This is a genomic window from Ideonella benzenivorans, from assembly GCF_020387415.1.
GTDB lineage: Bacteria > Pseudomonadota > Gammaproteobacteria > Burkholderiales > Burkholderiaceae_C > Ideonella > Ideonella benzenivorans.
The window spans coordinates 239,254-257,399 of sequence record NZ_JAGWCB010000010.1; the positions used below are offsets into that span (position 1 = coordinate 239,254).

The window sequence follows — 18,146 nt, forward strand, 5'->3', positions numbered from 1 at the left end:
GCGCTGTTGGCGTCGGGTCTTCTGCTGGAGTGATCACTGACTTTTGGGCCGGTGCACGGGTGGCCGGACGCGATTCCACACCGCTGTGCGCGGATGATGAACGACGGGCCGTGGCGGGCCGTTTTTTCGCCTTTATAATGGTCTGAGCCACGATTGAGCCCTAAGTGCTTGATTTTTCAGAGTTTACCTCGAGCACTCCGGGTAGTATCGTGGTCAGGCGCGCAGAATTCAGGCGCGCCACAAGGTGATGCAACACCTGGGTCCCCTGGGAATGGCCGATCCCGACGTGATCGGCGGCCCTCCGGACCGAGGTGGCAGAGAGATATCGAATGTGCCGCCCTGCCTCGTGCAGGGGTCCGTCAAAAAGGTTTCCAGCGGGCCCGACGCCCAGACCGACTTCCGGTCCAGGGATCGAGCCCGGCGTTCCGATCGAACGAATCCGTTGTTCCGCATGTTGTCGTTTCCTGATGGCGTTCCGTTGACAGGCCCCGGTGTTGCACCGGAGTGGCTTGTGCGGACGCGCGTGCCCACGGCCCTGGCCGTGCGCCCAGGTGATGCACCTGCCGGCCCCCGGGGTTCCGCCAATCGGGCGCACGCGCCAACGCTGTCCTCCTGAGCCCGCCACGAGCGGCGCTTCGGACAGTCCAGGGCGATTCCTTCTTCCGGCTTCATCGGTGTTTCTCGTGCATCGTTCGAGGTGCCGGCCGGACTGTCCCTTCCCATGACAGCCCGCCGTCGCCTCCGGTTCGTGCGTCCGGCTTGCCGGCCGCACGTGGACAGGAGTGCACATGAAACGCATGCTGATCAACGCGACGCAGCCCGAAGAGCGGCGCCTCGCGATCGTCGACGGCCAGAAACTGATCGACTTCGAGACCGAGATCGAAGGTCGCGAACAGCGCAAGGGCAACATCTACAAGGCCGTCGTGACCCGCGTCGAGCCGTCGCTGGAGGCCTGCTTCGTCGACTACGGCGAGGACCGCCACGGCTTCCTGCCCTTCAAGGAAATCTCCAAGCAGTATTTCAAGGAAGGCGCCTCGGTCAAGGACGCCAAGATCCAGGACGTCATCTCCAACGGCCAGGAGCTGCTGGTCCAGGTCGAGAAGGAAGAACGAGGCAACAAGGGTGCGGCGCTCACCACCTTCGTCTCGCTGGCCGGCCGCTACCTGGTGCTGATGCCCAACAACCCGCGCGGCGGTGGCGTCAGCCGTCGCATCGAGGGCGAGCAGCGCGAGGAACTCAAGGAGAACCTCGACCAGCTCGAGTACCCCAAGGGCATGAGCCTGATCGCCCGCACCGCCGGCATCGGCCGCACCGCGGCCGAGCTGCAGTGGGACCTGAACTACATGCTCAAGCTCTGGGACGCCATCGACAGCGCGTCCAAGGTGGGCAAGGGTGCCTTCCTGATCTACCAGGAATCGTCGCTGGTGATCCGCGCGATCCGCGACTACTTCACCGCCGACATCGGCGAGATCCTGATCGACACCGACGACATCTACGATCAGGCCCAGCAGTTCATGAACCACGTGATGCCCGAGTCGGCGCATCGCGTGAAGCGCTACCGCGATGACGCTCCGCTGTTCTCGCGCTTCCAGATCGAGCACCAGATCGAGACGGCCTTCAGCCGCACGGTGAACCTGCCTTCCGGTGGCGCCATCGTGATCGACCACACCGAGGCCCTGGTCGCGGTGGACGTGAACTCGGCGCGCGCCACCCGTGGCGGCGACATCGAGGAAACCGCCACCCGCACCAACCTGGAAGCGGCCGATGAAATCGCCCGCCAGTGCCGCCTGCGCGACCTGGGTGGCCTGATCGTGGTCGACTTCATCGACATGGAGGAGAGCAAGAACCGCCGCGATGTCGAGCAGCGGCTGAAGGACGCCCTGCGCTTCGACCGCGCCCGCGTGCAGTTCAGCTCGATCTCGAAGTTCGGCCTGCTGGAACTGAGCCGCCAGCGCCTGCGCCCGGCCCTGTCCGAGGGCAGCCACATCACCTGCCCGCGCTGCAACGGCACCGGCCACATCCGCGACACCGAATCCTCCGCGCTGCAGATCCTGCGCATCATCCAGGAAGAGGCGCTGAAGGAAAACACCGCCGCCGTGCATGTGCAGGTGCCGGTCGAGGTCACCAGCTTCCTGCTCAACGAGAAGCGCACCGAGATCACCAAGATCGAGATGCAGCAGCGCATCACCGTGCTGCTGGTGCCCAACAAGCACCTGGAGACGCCCAACTACAAGCTGGAGCGCCTGCGCCACGACGACCCGCGCCTGGAGAACCTGCAGGCCAGCTACACGATGGTCCAGGAGCCCGACGACGAGGTGTCGATCTCGCGCCGCGAGAAGGCCAAGCCCAAGCAGGAACCGGTGATCAAGGGCGTGCTGCCCGACCAACCCGCCCCGCAGGTGCCACCGCCCGCGCCGGTGCAGGCGCCCGCGCCTGCGGCCGCTGCCCCGGCGGCCGCCGCGCCCGCCCCGGCACCGGCCACCGGTGGCTTCTTCGGCTGGATCAAGAAGCTCTTTGGCACCGAAGTCGCCCCGGCACCGGCCGCCAAGGCGGAGCCGGCAGCGACGCCGGCCACCAAGCCAGAAGGCGAGCGTGAGCGCAACCGCAATGGCGGCAACCGGCGTGACCGGGGCGAACGCGGTGAACGCGGCGGCCGTGGCGAGGGCAATGGCAGCCGCAACGGCGGTGCGCGCGCCGAAGGCGGCCGTGGCGAGGGCAACAAGCCGCGCCGCGAGGACAACCGCGGCAACCGCAACGAGAACCGCCGCGGTGCCAGCGAGCGGACCGAAGCCCTGGACACCACCACCAGCGAACGCAAGCCGCGCGCCGAGCAGGAAGTGCCAGCCAATGCCTTGGTGGACCTGCCGGAAGGCGGCACGCCGGAGCAGGTCCTGGCCGATGGTGAACGCAGCGGTGGCCGCCGTCGCCGTCGTCGCGGTGGCCGCGGTCGTGAAGGCGAAGGCCTGAACGGCGAGACCCTGGTCGAGGGCGGTGAAGCCGTCGAAACGACACCGGTGACCGCCTCCACCACAGCCGAGGAGACGCCTGCCGCCGGAGCAGAAGCTGCTCCGGTGACGACCGAAACCGCGGAAGCGCCGGACGGTGAACGCGAGGGCCGTGGCCGTCGCAACCGCCGTCCGCGCCGCGAGCGCGTCGAGGGTGAGGGTGAAGCCCCGGTCGCCCCGGTGACGGACAACGCCGAGCCGACCGAGACGGCCGAACCCGTGGCGACGGTCGTGGTCGAGACCCCGTCCGAGCCGGTCGTGGCGCCCCAGGCGCCGGTGTCCGCACCGACGCCTGCGCCCGTCGTCGTGCCGACCTACACGCTGGCCATCACCGAGCTGCAAGGCATTGCCGATGCGGCGGGCCTGACCTGGGTGAACTCGGACGCCGAGAAGGTGCGCGTGGTGCAGGAAGCCATCGCGGCCGAGCCCAAGCCGGTCCATGTGCCGCGTGAACGGCCGCCGGTGGTGGTGGCGGACGAAGGTCCGCTGGTGCTGGTGGAGACCCGCAAGGACCTCAGCCAGATCACCCTGCCCTTCGACGCTCCGCGCACCTGATCGGGCGTCACGCCCCATGAAAAACGGCCCCCGCGGGGGCCGTTTTCTTTTTGGCGCAAAGCGCTGCCGGCGGGCCGGCTCAGGGCTGGCTGGGACGCCCCGGACCGACCGTGCCAGCCGCACGGGCCGACAGGTAGGCATAGAGGTCGGCGATGTGCGCGGTCACCACCGGCTCGCCCGACCAGGCCGGCATCGTCACCACCCCTTGCCGGCCGGCAATCACCTCGTCCACCAGCGCATTGCGGTCGGCCTGCTGGGGCGGCAGCCCCCAGTCATAGCGGTTGAGCACCAAGCCGACGAAACGACGCTCGCCCAGTTCGGACACGCGGTTGAGCAGGTTCGGCCCGCCCCCCACCACACCGGCCGCATCGGCACCGTGGCAGGCGGCGCAGCGGGCCTCGAACACCCGCCAACCGCCATAGACCGAGCCCTGCGGCTGGGCCGCCTTGGCCAGCTGCCGGGCCGGTTCGCGGTTCTGCCATTCGATCGCACAGCCGCTGGCCAGCGCCGCCAGCGCGGCGACCGCCAGCCAGGTGCCCCGGCGGCGCCAGGAAGATTCTTGCGTCATCGTGTTCATGTCCTTGTCGTCGTTCGGCCGTGGGGGCCTCTCAGCCCATCAGCCGTTCCAGCGCGCGCTGGTAGGCCGGTGCCATCATCAGCTCATCCCAGGGCAGCGGCTCGGTCTGCGGCAGCAAGGCCAGCCGGCGCTGTTCCGAGATGCCCTCGGGCACCCATTCTCCCCGGCTTTGGGCCGCCATCAGCCCGTCGAGCAGTTCATCCACCGGTTGGCCCCCGGCCACCAGCGACTGGTTGCACAGCAGCACCAGGTCGCACCCCGCCTGCAGCGCGGCCATGCCCGCCTCGGTCGCGCTGACCGCACGGCCCTCGATGAAGCGGGCGCCTTCCATGCTCAGGTCGTCGCTGAACACCGCCCCCTCGAAGCCCATCTGGCGGCGCAGGATGTCCTGCAGCCAGACCGGCGAGAAGCCGGCCGGCCGCGCATCGACCTTGGGGTAGATCACATGGGCCGGCATCACGCTGGCCAGGGCCCCACCCAGCCAGCCATAGGGCTGGGCATCCTCGGCCAGGATGGCCTTGCGCGAGCGCTTGTCCACCGGCACTGCCACATGGCTGTCGGCCTTCACGAAGCCGTGCCCGGGGAAGTGCTTGCCGCAGTTGGCCATGCCGGCCAGCAACAGGCCATGCATCACGCTCTTGGCCAGCAGCGTCACCACCCGGGCATCGCGGTGGAAGGCACGGTCGCCGATCACGCTGCTCTCTCCGTGGTCCAGGTCCAACACCGGGGTGAAGCTCAGGTCCACGCCGCAGGCCCGCAGCTCGCTGGCCAGCACGAAGCCGGCCGCGGTGGCCGCCTCGGTGGCGCGCATTGCATCCTGCATCCACAGCTCGCCGTAGTGGCGCATCGGCGGCAGGTGGGTGAAGCCATCGGTGCGCAGGCGCTGCACCCTTCCGCCCTCGTGGTCGATGCAGACCAGCAGGTCCTCGCGGAGCGCCTTGACCTCGGCGATCAGCGCGGTCAGCTGGGCCCGGTGCTGCCAGTTGCGGGTGAACAGGATCAGACCGCCGGTCAGCGGATGGGCCAGACGGCGACGGTCGTCGTCGCTCAGCGTGGTGCCGGCGATGTCGAGGATGACGGGGCTGTGGTGGTGGTTCATGCGGACAAGGACGCGGCAGCGTCGGCAGCGGTTTCGACGACGACGAAGCTGACCACGTAGTCGGTCTCGTCGCTGAGGGTGACATGGGCGCGCCAACCGCGCGCCGCGAACCAGTCGGCCAGAGCGCCCGACAGGTGCACAAAGGGCTGGCCGCTGGGGTGGTTGAGGATTTCGCAGGCGCGCCAGGTCATCGGCATGTGCATGCCCAGGCCGATCGCTTTCGAGAAGGATTCCTTGGCCGAGAAGCGGGTGGCCAGGTAAGCCAGGCCGCGGCTGGCCGCCCGGGCCCGCCGGGCCTGGAAGACCTGCCACTCGGTCGGCCCCAGCACCCTCTCGGCGAAACGATCGCCCTTGCGGGCCAGCACCTCGCCGATGCGACGCAGGTCGCAGATGTCGGTGCCGATGCCCACGACCATGGCGTCAGGCCCGGGGCTGCACCTGACGGATGCAGGCCAGATAGGCCCGCACCGTGGCGTCGTAGCCCAGCTCCAGCGCATCGGCGATCAGCGCATGGCCGATCGACACCTCCTGCACGCCGGGCACGAGCCGCAGAAAGTCGGCCAGATTGTCGCGGTTGAGGTCGTGGCCGGCATTCAAGCCCAGGCCGACCGCCAGCGCCGCCCGCCCCGCCGCAGCGAACTGCGCGCCGACGGCCTCGGCCTGCGGTGTGCCCCAGGCCGCGGCCCAGCTTTCGGTGTAAAGCTCGACCCGATCGGCGCCCAGCGCCGCCGCATGGGCCATGGCCTCGGGCAACGGGTCCATGAACAGGCTCACCCGCACCCCCAGTGCATGGCATTCGTCGATCAGGGGCTTCAGGACAGGTGCATCGGCCGGCAGATTCCAGCCATGGTCGGAGGTGAACTGCCCCACCGTGTCGGGCACGAAGGTGGCCTGGTGCGGGCGCACGGTCCGGACGAAGTCCATCAGGTTGTGCAGCGGGTTGCCTTCGATGTTGAACTCGACCGCCGGCCAGGCCTGGAGCAGTTCGGCCAGTTCGTGCACGTCGCTGCCGCGGATGTGGCGCTCGTCGGGCCGCGGGTGCACGGTGATGCCCCGGGCCCCCGCCGTCAGCACGATGTCGGCCGCCCGGGTCACGCTGGGAATGCCCAGGTGACGGGTGTTGCGCAGCAAAGCGACCTTGTTCAGGTTGACGGACAGGGCGGTGCCGGCGCCAGCGTGGGCACCGGCTTCAGGAGCGACGAGCGGATTCATGGTGTGGGGGATGACGGGGACGATGGAGGCACCGGCACGTCCATCAGCTGCTGGGCATCGATCATCACATCGCGCGTGCGCAGCCGGGGCGAGCCCAGATGATAGTGAAGCAGGCCCCGCAGTGTGCTCTTGAGCACGGGCAAGGCCTGCGCGCAGAGCGTCTGCAACTCCGACAGCGCGCCATGGTCCAGTGCCTGCTGAAAGGCGGCCCACTGCCGGCCCGACAGGGCCGCTTCGTCCGCCTGCCCGGCCACCAGCCCCAGCTCGGGTCGCAGCTGGTAGGGCAGGCCCGCCGCCAGCGCTGCACCGGACGCGGAGACCTGGTCCAAGGGCGGCAGCAGCCCGATCTCACGCAGCAGCACGATCTCAAAGGCCCGCAGCGCCGCCTGGGTCAGGGTGTCGTCGGCCGCCCCCAGCGCCGGCAGCGTGGCGGCATAGGCATCGAACAGCAGCACATGCGGATCGTGCCGTGCCAGCAGCTTCATCAGCAGCTCGTTGAGGTAGAAGCCGCTGAACAGGGCCGCGCCGGCCAGCATGGGCTGCCCCCCGGCCCACTCGGCGCTGCGCAGGGTCAGGATGTCGGCGCTGTCGTCCTTGGCGGGCCGGCTGGCTGCCACCAGCAGGCGCTGGAAGGGCAACAGCACCGGGCGCAGCTGGGAATACGGGCGCTTGGCGCCCTTGGCAGCCACGGTCACGCGGCCATGGTCCCGGGTGAACAGGTCCAGGATCAGGCTGGTCTCGCTCCAGTCGTAGCGGTGCAGCACATAGGCCGGCGCGGGCGCCGTGGCACGGCGGGAGGACATGGCAGGAGCCGCCCGGCTCACTCGTAGCCGTAGCTGCGCAGATGTTCCTCGGTGGCCGCCCAGCCGGAGCGCACCTTGACGTAAAGCTCCAGGAACACCTTGGCCTCCATCAGGCGCTCCAGCTCCTGGCGCGCTTCGGTGCCGATGCGCTTCAGGCGCTCGCCCTTCTCGCCAATGATCATGCCCTTGTGGGCGTCACGCTCGACCACGATGGTGGCGGCGATGCGGCGCAGCGCGCCCTCCTCTTCCCACTTGTCGATCACGACGGTGGAGGTGTAGGGCAGCTCGTCGCCAGTCAGGCGGAACAGCTTCTCGCGGATGATCTCGCTGGCCAGGAACTTCTCGCTGCGATCGGTCAGCGCGTCCTCGTCATAGAACCACTCCTGCTCGGGCAGGTAGGGCTTGAGGATGGCGAACAAGCGGTCCACATCGGCCTGCTTCTGGGCCGACATGGGCACGAACTCGGCGAAGGGATGGCGTTCCTGCATGCTCTTGAGCCAAGGCAGCAGATCAGCTCGGCGCTGTACCGCGTCGAGCTTGTTGGCGATCAGCACGCAGGGCTTGCCCTCGGGGATCAGCGCCAGCACCTTGGCGTCATCCAGGCCAAAGCGGCCGGCCTCGACCAGGAACAGCACGATGTCCACATCCGACAGGGTGGACTGCACCGTGCGGTTGAGGGTGCGGTTGAGCGGGTTGGCGTGCTTGACCTGGAAGCCCGGGGTGTCCACGAAGACGAATTGGGCCTCGTCCACCGTGCGCACCCCGGTGATGCGGTGCCGCGTCGTCTGCGCCTTCTTGGAGGTGATGCTGATCTTCTGCCCCACCAGGGCGTTCATCAGCGTGGACTTGCCCACGTTGGGGCGACCGACAATGGCGATCAGGCCGCAGCGGGTGGGCACGCCATTCACCTCGGACGGCGGCAGAGGGACGGACGACGGTTCAGATGCCACGAGGGACCTTCGGCTGGGGAAAAACGGGACTCAGTCGTGCGGGCCGGCACCGGCATCGCTCTGCAGCAGTGCCAGCATCCTCTGCGCGGCCTCCTGCTCGGCGGCACGGCGGGAACGCCCCTCGCCCAACTGCGTCAGCTGCAGACTGGGCACCGCGCACTCCACCTCGAAGGTCTGGGCGTGAGCCTGGCCACGTGTGGCGACGATGCGGTAGCTGGGCACCGGCAGGCGGCGCCCCTGCAGCAACTCCTGCAGCTCGGTCTTGGGGTCCTTGCGCCAGCTGTCCGCGGTGGTGGAGTCGATCACCTCGCCGAACAGCTGCTTGACCAGAGCCTGCGCCGCCTCCAGCCCGCCGTCCAGGTAGACGGCCCCGATCACGGCCTCCATGGCATCGGCCAGGATGGAGGCGCGCTGGGCACCACCGCCACGGGCCTCGCCCTCGGACATGCGCAATTCGTCGGACAGGTGCAGTTGCAAGGCCACCTTGTGCAGGCTGTCCTCGCGCACCAGATGGGCCCGCACACGGGTCAGATCGCCTTCGTCCGAATCGCCGAAGCGGTCGAACAGCAGACGCGAGACCGCCAGGCTCAAGACCGCATCGCCGAGGAATTCGAGGCGCTCGTTGTGCTCGGCGCCGTAGCTGCGGTGGGTCAAGGCCCGCTGCAGCAGCTCGGGCCGCTGGAAGCGGTGGCCCAGACGCTGTTGCAGGAGTTCGTGACGTGCAGGCATGGACAGAGGGTCTTTCAGCGGTTGCCGCCGTGGTACTTGATCAGCAGGTAGACCGGATCGAACAGCTCGATCTGCTTGTCGTAGGCAAAGCTGATCTTGACGTGGTCGCCGCTGGTGTCGATCTGCAGGTCATCGGCGCCGATCGTGCTGATCGAGTACTCGACATCCTGCTGGGCCTGGAAGGCCTTGCGGATCTCGGGCGCCGTGTTGGTGCCGGAATCCGCGATCTTCTGCACCGCCCGCTGGATCGTGAAGTACTCGTTCATCGTCGGCAGCACCTTCATCGCGAGCACGGCCAGCATCCCGACCAGCACCGCCCAGAACAGCAGGCCGAGCAGCGACAGGCCACGCTGACGCAGATAGCTGGAACGGTGCGGGGATCGGACGGACATCGCCATGATGGTGGGCCTCAGTGGAAACTGCCAATGCGGCTGGGGTTGCGGAAATTCATCCAGACGAACACCGCCTTGCCCACGATGTTCTCATCCGGCACGAAGCCCCAGTATCGCGAATCTTCCGAATTGTCGCGGTTGTCGCCCATCATGAAGTAATGACCGGCCGGCACCTTGCAGACAAAACCCTCGATGCTGTAGCGGCAGTTCTCCCGGAACGGGAACTGGCGCGGCGCGTCCACATTGAACGGCAGCACCTGCGGGCGGCGCTGGATGGCATGCTCCACCGGGCCGAGCTTCTCGCTGAACTGGGCCATGTAGCGCATGCTCTCGTCGTCGTAGGCATCGCCCAACGCCTGCGTCGGCACCGGCTGACCGTTGATCTTGAGCTGGGCGTTCAGGTAGGACACCTCGTCGCCGGGCAGGCCAACCACCCGCTTGATGTAGTCCAGCCGCGGATCGACCGGATAGCGGAACACCACCACGTCGCCACGGGCCAGGTCCTGGTTGGGGATGATCTTCTTGTCGATCACCGGCAGGCGGATGCCGTAGTGAAACTTGTTCACGAGGATCAGGTCGCCGATCTGCAGCGTCGGGATCATCGACCCCGACGGGATCTTGAACGGCTCGAACAGGAATGAGCGCATCACGAAGACAACGATGATCACCGGGAACAGACCCGCGGTCCAGTCCAGCCACCAGGGCTGGCGCAGCAACTGTTCACGCGCGGCGGCGATGTCGCCATCCACCTTGTCGATGCCCAGCTTGGACAGCTCGGCCCGGCGGGCGGCATCCTGGGCCTCCAGCGTGCGGGCCGCAGCCTCGCGCCGAGGCTGGAAGCGCCACTTCTCGGCCACCCAGTAGATGCCGGTCACCACGGAAAGGATCAACAGCAGCAGCGCAAAGTTGCCGAACCAGAGATCCAGATACCAACCGCCCAGATAGACGATCAGGGCGCCGTACAGGACGGCGGTCAATGCACTCATGGGGGAGTTACTCATCCACTTGGAGAATGGCCAGGAAGGCTTCCTGCGGCACCTCGACGGTCCCGATCTGCTTCATGCGCTTCTTCCCGGCCTTTTGTTTTTCGAGCAGCTTGCGCTTGCGGGTGATGTCACCGCCGTAGCATTTTGCCAGCACGTTCTTGCGCAGCGCCTTGATGTTTTCGCGCGCGATGATGTTGGCCCCGATGGCCGCCTGGATCGCCACGTCGTACATCTGGCGCGGGATCTGCTCGCGCATCTTGGCGGCCACCGCCCGGCCGCGGTAGGCACTCTGGCTGCGGTGCACGATCATCGCCAACGGGTCGACACGGTCGCCGTTGATCAGGATGTCCACCTTCACCACATCGGCGGCGCGGTACTCCTTGAACTCGTAGTCCATCGAGGCATAGCCACGCGAGACGGACTTCAGCTTGTCGAAGAAGTCCAGCACGATCTCGGCCAGTGGCAACTCGTAGGTGAGCATCACCTGCTTGCCGTGGTAAGCCATGTTGAGCTGCACACCGCGCTTCTGGTTGCACAGTGTCATCACCACGCCCACGTAGTCCTGCGGCATGTACAGGTGCACCGTGACGATGGGCTCGCGGATCTCCTTGATGCGGCCCTGGTCCGGCATCTTGGAGGGGTTCTCCACGTCGATCACCGTGCCATCGCCCAGTTCCACCTGGTAGACCACGCTGGGGGCGGTGGTCACCAGATCCTGGTCGAACTCGCGCTCCAGCCGTTCCTGCACGATTTCCATGTGCAGCAGGCCCAGGAAGCCACAGCGGAAGCCAAAGCCCAGCGCCTGCGAGACTTCCGGCTCGAAGCGCAGCGAACTGTCGTTGAGCTTGAGCTTCTCCAGCGCATCGCGCAGTTGGTCGTATTCGCTGGCCTCGGTCGGGTACAGCCCGGCAAACACCTGCGGCTGGATCTCCTTGAAGCCCGGCAGGGCCTCGGTGGCCGGGCCGGCGTTGTTGGGCAGTTTCTTTTCCAGCGTGACGGTGTCGCCCACCTTGGCGGCCGCCAGTTCCTTGATGCCGCAGATGATGAACCCCACCTCACCCGCCCGCAGGGCATCGCGGCTCTCGCTCTTGGGCGTGAACACGCCCAGGTGTTCGATCGGGTAGACCGCGCTGGTGGCCATCATGCGGATGCGCTCCCCCTTGCAGAGATGGCCATCGACCATGCGCACCAGCATCACCACGCCGACGTAGTTGTCGAACCAGGCGTCGATCACCATCGCCCGCGGCGGGCCTTCCGGGTCGCCCTTGGGCGGCGGCATGCGGGCGACCACCGCCTCCAGGATGTCGTCGATGCCCAGCCCCGTCTTGGCCGAGCAGGGGATGGCCTCGGAGGCGTCGATGCCGATGACGTCCTCGATCTCTTCCTTGGCCCGGTCCGGATCGGCCTGGGGCAGGTCCATCTTGTTCAGGACGGGGATGACCTCCACGCCCAGGTCCAGCGCGGTGTAGCAATTGGCGACCGTCTGGGCCTCGACGCCCTGGCTGGCGTCCACCACCAGCAAAGCCCCTTCGCAGGCTGACAGGGAGCGACTGACCTCATAGGAGAAGTCCACGTGTCCCGGGGTGTCGATCAGGTTCAGGTTGTAGATCTGGCCGTCCTGGGCCTTGTACTGCAGCGAAGCGGTCTGGGCCTTGATCGTGATGCCGCGCTCGCGCTCGATGTCCATCGAGTCGAGCACCTGGGCCTCCATCTCCCGGTCGCTCAGGCCGCCGCAGCGCTGGATCAGACGGTCTGCCAGCGTGCTCTTGCCATGGTCGATGTGGGCGATGATGGAGAAATTGCGGATGTGGTCCATGCGGTTCAAAAGTCGGCGATGGGCCGTCGGATCTGCCTGGGTTCGGGTGACCGGGACGACTGTGGAAGGCGGAGGCCCGCGAACGAGGGGGGGTGCTGGCCCGGCTCAGAACCGGGAAAACGCACCGCGAACGCCGCGGCTAAAAAAAAGGCACGTCCAAGAGGAGACGCGCCTTCCAACAAAACGTATGGCAACTGCTTGTTGGGCCTTCATTGTAGCGAAAAGCCCCCTGACGCAATGCCCTGCTGTGGTGGGAATGAACCGTTCCAAGGCGGGATCGACAAAAGTTGTCAACAACTTATCCACATCACCAAGGAAAACCGGGGGGCAGCATCGCCACCGCCCCCGGGGGGCATTTCGCCAGGCAGAAAGACCTTGAACTGCAGTCAACCAAGAGGGGGCTCGGTGAACTCACCGGCCGGCGGTTGGCTGGATGATCACGTAGTTCACCCATTCACCGCGGCGCACCAGCAAGGTCACGCGCGCCTTCTTGTCCAGCTTGGCCACCAGGCTGGCGAACTGCTTGGCGTCGCGGATCTCGGTGTTCTCCAGCGTCAGCACCACATCGCCTTCGCGCAAGCCGGACTTGGCGGCCGGCCCCTCGGCCTTGGTGACCTGCACGCCACTCTTGAGCCGCAAATCCCGCTTCTGAGCCTCGCTCAGATCGGCCACCGTCAGCCCCAGCACATTGCGCGCAGCAGGCGCGGCGCTGTCGCCTTCCTTGGCGGCCGGCTTGTCCGGCTCGAACTCACCCACCGTGATGGCCACGTCCTTGTAGCCGCCCCGGCGGTACACCTGCAGCATGGCCTTGCTGCCCGGCTTGAGGGCACTGACGCCACGCTGCAGGTCGGACGCCTTGTCCAGCGGCTTGCCATCGAGCTTGACGATGATGTCGCCCGCCTCCAGCCCGGCCTTCTCTGCCGGCGAGCCAGGCTCCACCCCCCGCACCATCGCGCCCTGGGGTTTGCCCAGACCGATCGACTCGGCCACCTCACGGGTAACCTCGGCAATCATCACGCCAATGCGCCCGCGCACCACCCGTCCGCTGGTGCGCAACTGGTCCGCCACACGCATCGCCTCGTCGATGGGAATCGAGAACGAGATGCCCGCATAACCACCCGAGGGGCTGTAGATCTGGGAGTTGATGCCCACGACCTCACCGCGCATGTTGATCAGCGGCCCCCCCGAATTGCCCGGGTTGATCGCCACATCCGTCTGGATGAAGGGCAGCAGTTCCCCGGTGTCGCGCTGCTTGGCGCTGACGATGCCCGCGGTCACGGTGTTCTGGAAATTGAACGGTGAGCCGATGGCGATCACCCACTCGCCCACCTTGAGCTTGCCCACGTCGCCGATCTTCACGGTCGGCAGGTTCTTGGCCTCGATCTTCACCAGCGCCACGTCGGAGCGCTTGTCGGCCCCCACCAACTTGGCCTTGAACTCGCGCTTGTCCGGCAGGGTGACGGTCAGGTCGTCCGCTCCCGACACCACATGCGCGTTGGTCATGATCAGGCCGTCGGCACTCAGGATGAACCCTGAACCCACCCCCCGCCGCAGGGGCTCGTCGTCGGACTCGCCGTTGTCCTCACCGCCATCGGCCGGCGGCGTGGCGGGCGGCAGCGGAATACCGAAGCGACGGAAGAGCTCCGCCAACCCCGGATCGACCTGGGCGCTGCGGGGATCGGCATGCACCTTCTCTTCGGTGCGGATGTTCACCACGGCCGGGCCGACCTGCTCGACGAGCTCGGTGAAGTCCGGCAGCCCCCGTGTGGCCGGGTCCGCCGCGTGAGCAGCGCCGGCCGACAGGGCAATGCTCACCCCCAGCCAGCCTGCGACCACGGTCCGCCGCCAGCCCAACCCCTGGGCCTGGAATCCAAGGCTCGACATGCACTCTCCTCTATGCACGATGGGGCCGACCGGCCCCGGATATGGTGATGGGCTGTGCCCGGTGGGCTCAGCGCTTGCGTTCCAGCGCGGTGGCGAAACGTCTCAGGGTGTCCAAGGGCACATCGCCCATGATGGTGACCCAGAAGTCATCCCGCCGTCCCATCAGTGTGTGAGTGGCCCCGATGGTGACGCTGACCTCGCCTTGGTGGCGCCCCGGCTGGAAAGGTTCAATGAACAGGGACACGTGCGTCAGCCCATCCGAATAGATGGCCTGCAGCACGGTGGGGGCCGCCGACGCCCCCATCGGGTCCAGGCTGCGCTTGGCGCAATGCACCTCGCGAAATCCCGGAGGCAAGGACGTCAGTGTCCAGCCTTCCCCTTCCAGCGTGGCAGGCTGGACGACGGGCCGCAAGACGCGGTAGCCGTCCAGCTTGCGCATGGCGGCCTGCACCAGTTCAGGTTGCGGCTTCACGCCGATGGACAACTCCGAGAAGGCGGCCGACTCCAAGGGCTGACCATTGAGCCCCAGCACCTCGGAGCGCAGCAGCAGGCCCGTCTGCCGCTCGGCCCAGAGGCGCTGGCTGAAGCGCACCATGTCGCGCGCCTTCAGCAAGACCACATCGGCGTCGTAGCCCGCCACACGGTCACGCCCCAAGGAGCGCAGCTCATACCATTCCAGCACCCGCTTGCCGCCAGTGCCCGAGAGCAGCGCCGGGAACATCGCACGCGGATCGCGCTGCTCGATGACCGCCACATGGGCCCGCGGCCAGACCGTCTGCACCAGATCGTTGTGGCGCCACATGCTGCGCGGCTCGCCGTCCAGCGCCTCGATGCGCTCGTATTGCTGGTTGCCCTCGCAGTAATGCGCCACCCGGGTGCTGCTGACAGCCCCGCCCCCGCTCACCACCAGGGTGCCCTGGTAGTTGCGCGTCGATGCGGCGGACTGACTGCGCATCAACCAGGCCCGGGCAGACAGCCCGGACGCACTCGCGGCGTCAGCGGCGGGTACAGGCAACCCACCGGCGGCCCATGCCGGTCCAACGCAAAGCAACCAGCTTCCCAACGTGGCGGCCAGCCACCCTCGTCGCTGGCCTCGCCCATCAAAACACTGCATGTGGACGTTCCGCCTCAGGACTTCACTGGCTGTCCGGGCTCAGTGCCACCTCGCGCACGCCCCCCGGTGCAGCCAGAGCGGCCCCTTGGGCAAACTGCCGATGAGCCATCAGATAGCGGTCGAGCTGCGGATTGCGCTGCATCGGCAGCGACGTCAGCTCGACCATGGACGCAGGTGCGGCAGAGGCCTGCGCCTGCGCCAGTTCAACACCCACGGGAAGGACACCGGAGGCCGGTGAGCGCCAGACCATGGCCGCCCCCACCGCCATCATGCAACCAGCCGTGACAGCCGCCGTTGTGGTCCAGGTGCGGTGCGAGACGATCATCTGATGCCATCGGCGGCGCGTGTCCAGCGACACCACATTCGATGCGGCGGCGCTGTCAACCGATGCCGCCGCCGGCAAGGGTGCCAGCACCACCGGCTCCTGGGCCAGACGTTCGCGCAGACTGCCGAGGAAGCGGGCGTCATGCGCCGCCACGCTGCCGAGGTCGTCAGACCGCATCACGTCGCCGATCAGCGCATAACCATGCCATTCCGCACGACAGTCCTCATCCTCGCGCCACGCGCGCAGGGCGTCGCGCATCTCGGCATCCGAGGCTTCACCATCGGCCATGGCCGACAGGCAGGCACGGACCAGCTCACGCTCGCTCAGGGGCTCCGACATCATCTCTGACACTCCAGCAGCCATACTGGCCTCACCAACGTTCTCCATCGCGTGTGTCCAGCAAAGGCCGAAGTCGCTGGGCAATCGCCTCGCGGGCGCGAAAAATGCGCGATCGGACCGTGCCGATCGGGCAATTCATCACTTCCGCAATCTCTTCATAGCTCAAGCCTTCGATCTCCCGCAGGGTGATCGCCTGCCGCAGATCCTCCGACAAGGCATCGATCGCGGCGTTCACCGTCGCGGCAATCTCCTTGCTGGCCAATACCGCATCGGGTGTGGCCATGTCGGTTTGTTCCGTTTGGGGAGAGGAAGTTTCATCCTCGTCGCTGGACACCGCAAACGCCGCCTCGGTGATCACCGGATCGCGCTTGAGGTCCGCGAGCGCCTTCTTCGCGGTGTTCACCGCAATGCGGTAGAGCCAGGTGTAGAAGGCCGAGTCGCCGCGAAACTGCGGCAGGGCGCGATAGGCCCGAATGAAGGTTTCCTGGGCAATGTCGAACACCAGGTCGCTGTCGCGCACCATGCGTCCGATCAGGCGTTCGATCCGGCGCTGGTATTTGACCACCAGCATCTCGAAGGCCCGCACATCCCCCTGTTTGACACGCTCGACCAGCGCGGCGTCGGCGTCGGCTTGCGGCGTCGTCATGCCTGCGCCCCCTGCCGGCCCTGCTGCAACGCAACACGCACCGCATGCCACTGCGCAGGCGAGCGGGCATCCGCCGCGTCCAGCGGCAACCAACGGGTGCGGCGGCCCTGTCCTTGCGCGTCAACCGCATGGACCAGCAGCCAACGGCCGCCATCCCACACGACCGTCATGCCGGTCAGCGACCGCCCGGCCAGAGTCCAACAGGCACCGGTCCACGCCAGTTCCCCGGGAACCCGCCGACGCCACGCGGCAGAGGCCAGCAGCCCCCCCAACACAGTGGCCACGCCAACCGCCCAGGCAGACTCCGCACCCAGCGAGAGAGCCAGACCGCTCATGCCCGCGGCACAGACAAGCGAACAGGCCGCGGGCCAGAACCCACGGCGAGCGAGCGGACAGGTGGCAGGCGGCGCCGTGTGCATCGGGCCCGCCTCAGCTTCGGAGCGCGCTCAGAGGCGCCGGAACACCAACGTGCCGTTGGTGCCACCAAATCCGAAGTTGTTCTTCACCGCCACGTCGATCTTCATCTCCCGCGCGACATTGGCACAGTAGTCCAGGTCGCATGCCGGATCCTGGTTGAAGATGTTGATGGTCGGCGGCGAGATCTGATGATGCAGCGCCAGCACCGAGAACACCGACTCGATGCCGCCCGCACCGCCCAGCAAGTGGCCGGTCATGGACTTGGTCGAGTTCACCACCAGCTTCTTGGCATGGTCGCCAAAGGCCAGCTTGATGGCATTGGTCTCGTTGAGATCCCCGATCGGCGTTGAGGTGCCGTGGGCGTTCAGGTACTGAACATCCTCAGGGTTGATCTGGGCGTTGCGCAACGCCGCCTTCATGGACCGCTTGGGGCCGTCCACGTTCGGCGCCGTCATGTGGTAGGCATCGCTGCCCATGCCAAAGCCGATCACTTCAGCATAGATCTTGGCACCGCGCTTCTTGGCGTGTTCGTACTCTTCAAGCACCATCACACCTGCGCCCTCGCCCAGCACGAAGCCGTCGCGGTCCCTGTCCCAGGGACGGGAGGCCGTGGCTGGATCATCGTTGCGGGTGGACAGTGCACGGGCCGACGCGAAACCACCAACCCCCAGCATGTCGACCGTCGATTCGGAACCACCGGCGATCATCACGTCGGCATCGCCGTACTCGATGATGCGGGCCGACTGGCCGATGCAATGCAGACCGGTCGTGCAGGCCGTCACCACAGCGAGGTTGGGTCCCGTGTAGCCGAAATGGATCGACACGTGACCCGAGATCATGTTGATGATCGAGGCGGGCACGAAGAACGGCGAGATCCGGCGCGGACCCCGCTCGACCACCGTGCGGGCGGTGGCCTCGATTTCCGGCAAGCCCCCGATGCCTGAGCCGATCATGCAGCCGATGCGCTCGGCCTGCTCCTCGCTGAGCGTGGAGCCCATCGGCAGCCCGGCATCCTTCACCGCCTGAATGGCCGCCGCCACCCCAAAGTGGATGAAGGTGTCCATGTGCTTGGCTTCCTTGCCGGGGATGTAATCCTCGACATGGAAGCCCTTGACTTCACCGGCGAACTGGCAGGCGATGCCAGAGGCATCAAACTTCGTGATCGGTGCGATGCCGGACTTCCCTGCGATGAGGTTGGCCCAGCCCTCGGACACCGTATTGCCGACCGGGCTGATGAGCCCCAGGCCGGTGATGACAACGCGTCGACGGGTCATGCGTGAGATCGGATCAGGAAACA

17 protein-coding genes are annotated in these 18,146 nt (G+C 67.0%); 1 reads left to right on the forward strand and 16 read right to left on the reverse strand.

Translation table 11 applies throughout. The features are described 5' to 3' along the window. Positions 1-788: 788 nt before the first annotated feature. Complete coding sequence (locus KGA65_RS09750; protein ID WP_225862953.1) at positions 789-3,560, forward strand: Rne/Rng family ribonuclease; 2,772 nt, start codon at positions 789-791, stop codon at positions 3,558-3,560. Positions 3,561-3,639: 79 nt separating this feature from the next. Here the strand turns inward: KGA65_RS09750 and KGA65_RS09755 are convergent, their stop codons facing one another. The 16 genes from KGA65_RS09755 to fabF form a co-directional block, all read right to left on the reverse strand. Then, entirely contained in the window at positions 3,640-4,128 is a 489-nt protein-coding gene (locus tag KGA65_RS09755; RefSeq protein ID WP_225862954.1) for a c-type cytochrome, read from the reverse strand. A gap of 40 nt (positions 4,129-4,168) precedes the next feature. After that, positions 4,169-5,236, reverse strand: coding sequence for a beta-N-acetylhexosaminidase (nagZ, locus tag KGA65_RS09760; protein ID WP_225862955.1), 1,068 nt, complete (start codon positions 5,234-5,236; stop codon positions 4,169-4,171). After that, positions 5,233-5,652 (reverse strand): holo-ACP synthase, encoded by a 420-nt coding sequence (gene acpS / locus KGA65_RS09765; RefSeq protein WP_225862956.1) that lies wholly within the window; start codon positions 5,650-5,652, stop codon positions 5,233-5,235. The genes nagZ and acpS overlap by 4 nt, the downstream gene beginning before the upstream one ends. 4 nt (positions 5,653-5,656) lie before the next feature. After that, positions 5,657-6,448, reverse strand: coding sequence for a pyridoxine 5'-phosphate synthase (locus tag KGA65_RS09770; RefSeq protein WP_225862957.1), 792 nt, complete (start codon positions 6,446-6,448; stop codon positions 5,657-5,659). After that, positions 6,445-7,251: a DNA repair protein RecO gene (gene recO, locus KGA65_RS09775; RefSeq protein ID WP_225862958.1), complete on the reverse strand. Its 807-nt coding sequence runs from the start codon at positions 7,249-7,251 to the stop codon at positions 6,445-6,447. Before recO ends, KGA65_RS09770 begins: the two co-directional genes overlap by 4 nt. 17 nt (positions 7,252-7,268) lie before the next feature. Continuing rightward, a complete protein-coding gene (gene era, locus KGA65_RS09780; RefSeq protein WP_225862959.1) occupies positions 7,269-8,201 on the reverse strand; it encodes a GTPase Era in 933 nt (310 codons plus the stop codon). Between the two features lie 30 nt (positions 8,202-8,231). Then, positions 8,232-8,930 (reverse strand): ribonuclease III, encoded by a 699-nt coding sequence (gene rnc, locus KGA65_RS09785; RefSeq protein ID WP_225862960.1) that lies wholly within the window; start codon positions 8,928-8,930, stop codon positions 8,232-8,234. 14 nt (positions 8,931-8,944) lie between these two features. Further along, complete coding sequence (locus KGA65_RS09790) at positions 8,945-9,322, reverse strand: DUF4845 domain-containing protein (protein ID WP_225862961.1); 378 nt, start codon at positions 9,320-9,322, stop codon at positions 8,945-8,947. Positions 9,323-9,339: 17 nt separating this feature from the next. Further along, a complete protein-coding gene (gene lepB, locus KGA65_RS09795) occupies positions 9,340-10,308 on the reverse strand; it encodes a signal peptidase I (RefSeq protein ID WP_225862962.1) in 969 nt (322 codons plus the stop codon). Between the two features lie 7 nt (positions 10,309-10,315). Continuing rightward, positions 10,316-12,124 carry a translation elongation factor 4 gene (gene lepA, locus KGA65_RS09800; protein WP_225862963.1) on the reverse strand — a complete coding sequence of 603 codons (1,809 nt, stop codon included), beginning with the start codon at positions 12,122-12,124 and terminating at the stop codon, positions 10,316-10,318. 411 nt (positions 12,125-12,535) lie between these two features. After that, the gene (locus KGA65_RS09805; protein WP_225862964.1) at positions 12,536-14,008 is read right to left on the reverse strand and encodes a DegQ family serine endoprotease; all 1,473 of its coding nucleotides are present in this window, start codon (positions 14,006-14,008) and stop codon (positions 12,536-12,538) included. 67 nt (positions 14,009-14,075) lie between these two features. Next, a complete protein-coding gene (locus tag KGA65_RS09810; protein WP_375142634.1) occupies positions 14,076-15,071 on the reverse strand; it encodes a MucB/RseB family sigma factor regulatory protein in 996 nt (331 codons plus the stop codon). A 73-nt stretch (positions 15,072-15,144) separates the two neighbouring features. Further along, on the reverse strand, positions 15,145-15,834 hold the full coding sequence (locus KGA65_RS09815) for a sigma-E factor negative regulatory protein (RefSeq protein WP_225862966.1): 690 nt from the start codon (positions 15,832-15,834) through the stop codon (positions 15,145-15,147). After that, positions 15,818-16,432 carry an RNA polymerase sigma factor RpoE gene (gene rpoE, locus KGA65_RS09820; RefSeq protein ID WP_225862967.1) on the reverse strand — a complete coding sequence of 205 codons (615 nt, stop codon included), beginning with the start codon at positions 16,430-16,432 and terminating at the stop codon, positions 15,818-15,820. Before rpoE ends, KGA65_RS09815 begins: the two co-directional genes overlap by 17 nt. Then, positions 16,429-16,602 carry a hypothetical protein gene (locus tag KGA65_RS09825; RefSeq protein WP_225862968.1) on the reverse strand — a complete coding sequence of 58 codons (174 nt, stop codon included), beginning with the start codon at positions 16,600-16,602 and terminating at the stop codon, positions 16,429-16,431. Before KGA65_RS09825 ends, rpoE begins: the two co-directional genes overlap by 4 nt. Before the next feature lie 276 nt (positions 16,603-16,878). Then, positions 16,879-18,123, reverse strand: a complete 1,245-nt coding sequence (fabF, locus tag KGA65_RS09830; protein WP_225862969.1) for a beta-ketoacyl-ACP synthase II — start codon at positions 18,121-18,123, stop codon at positions 16,879-16,881. Positions 18,124-18,146: the final 23 nt, after the last annotated feature.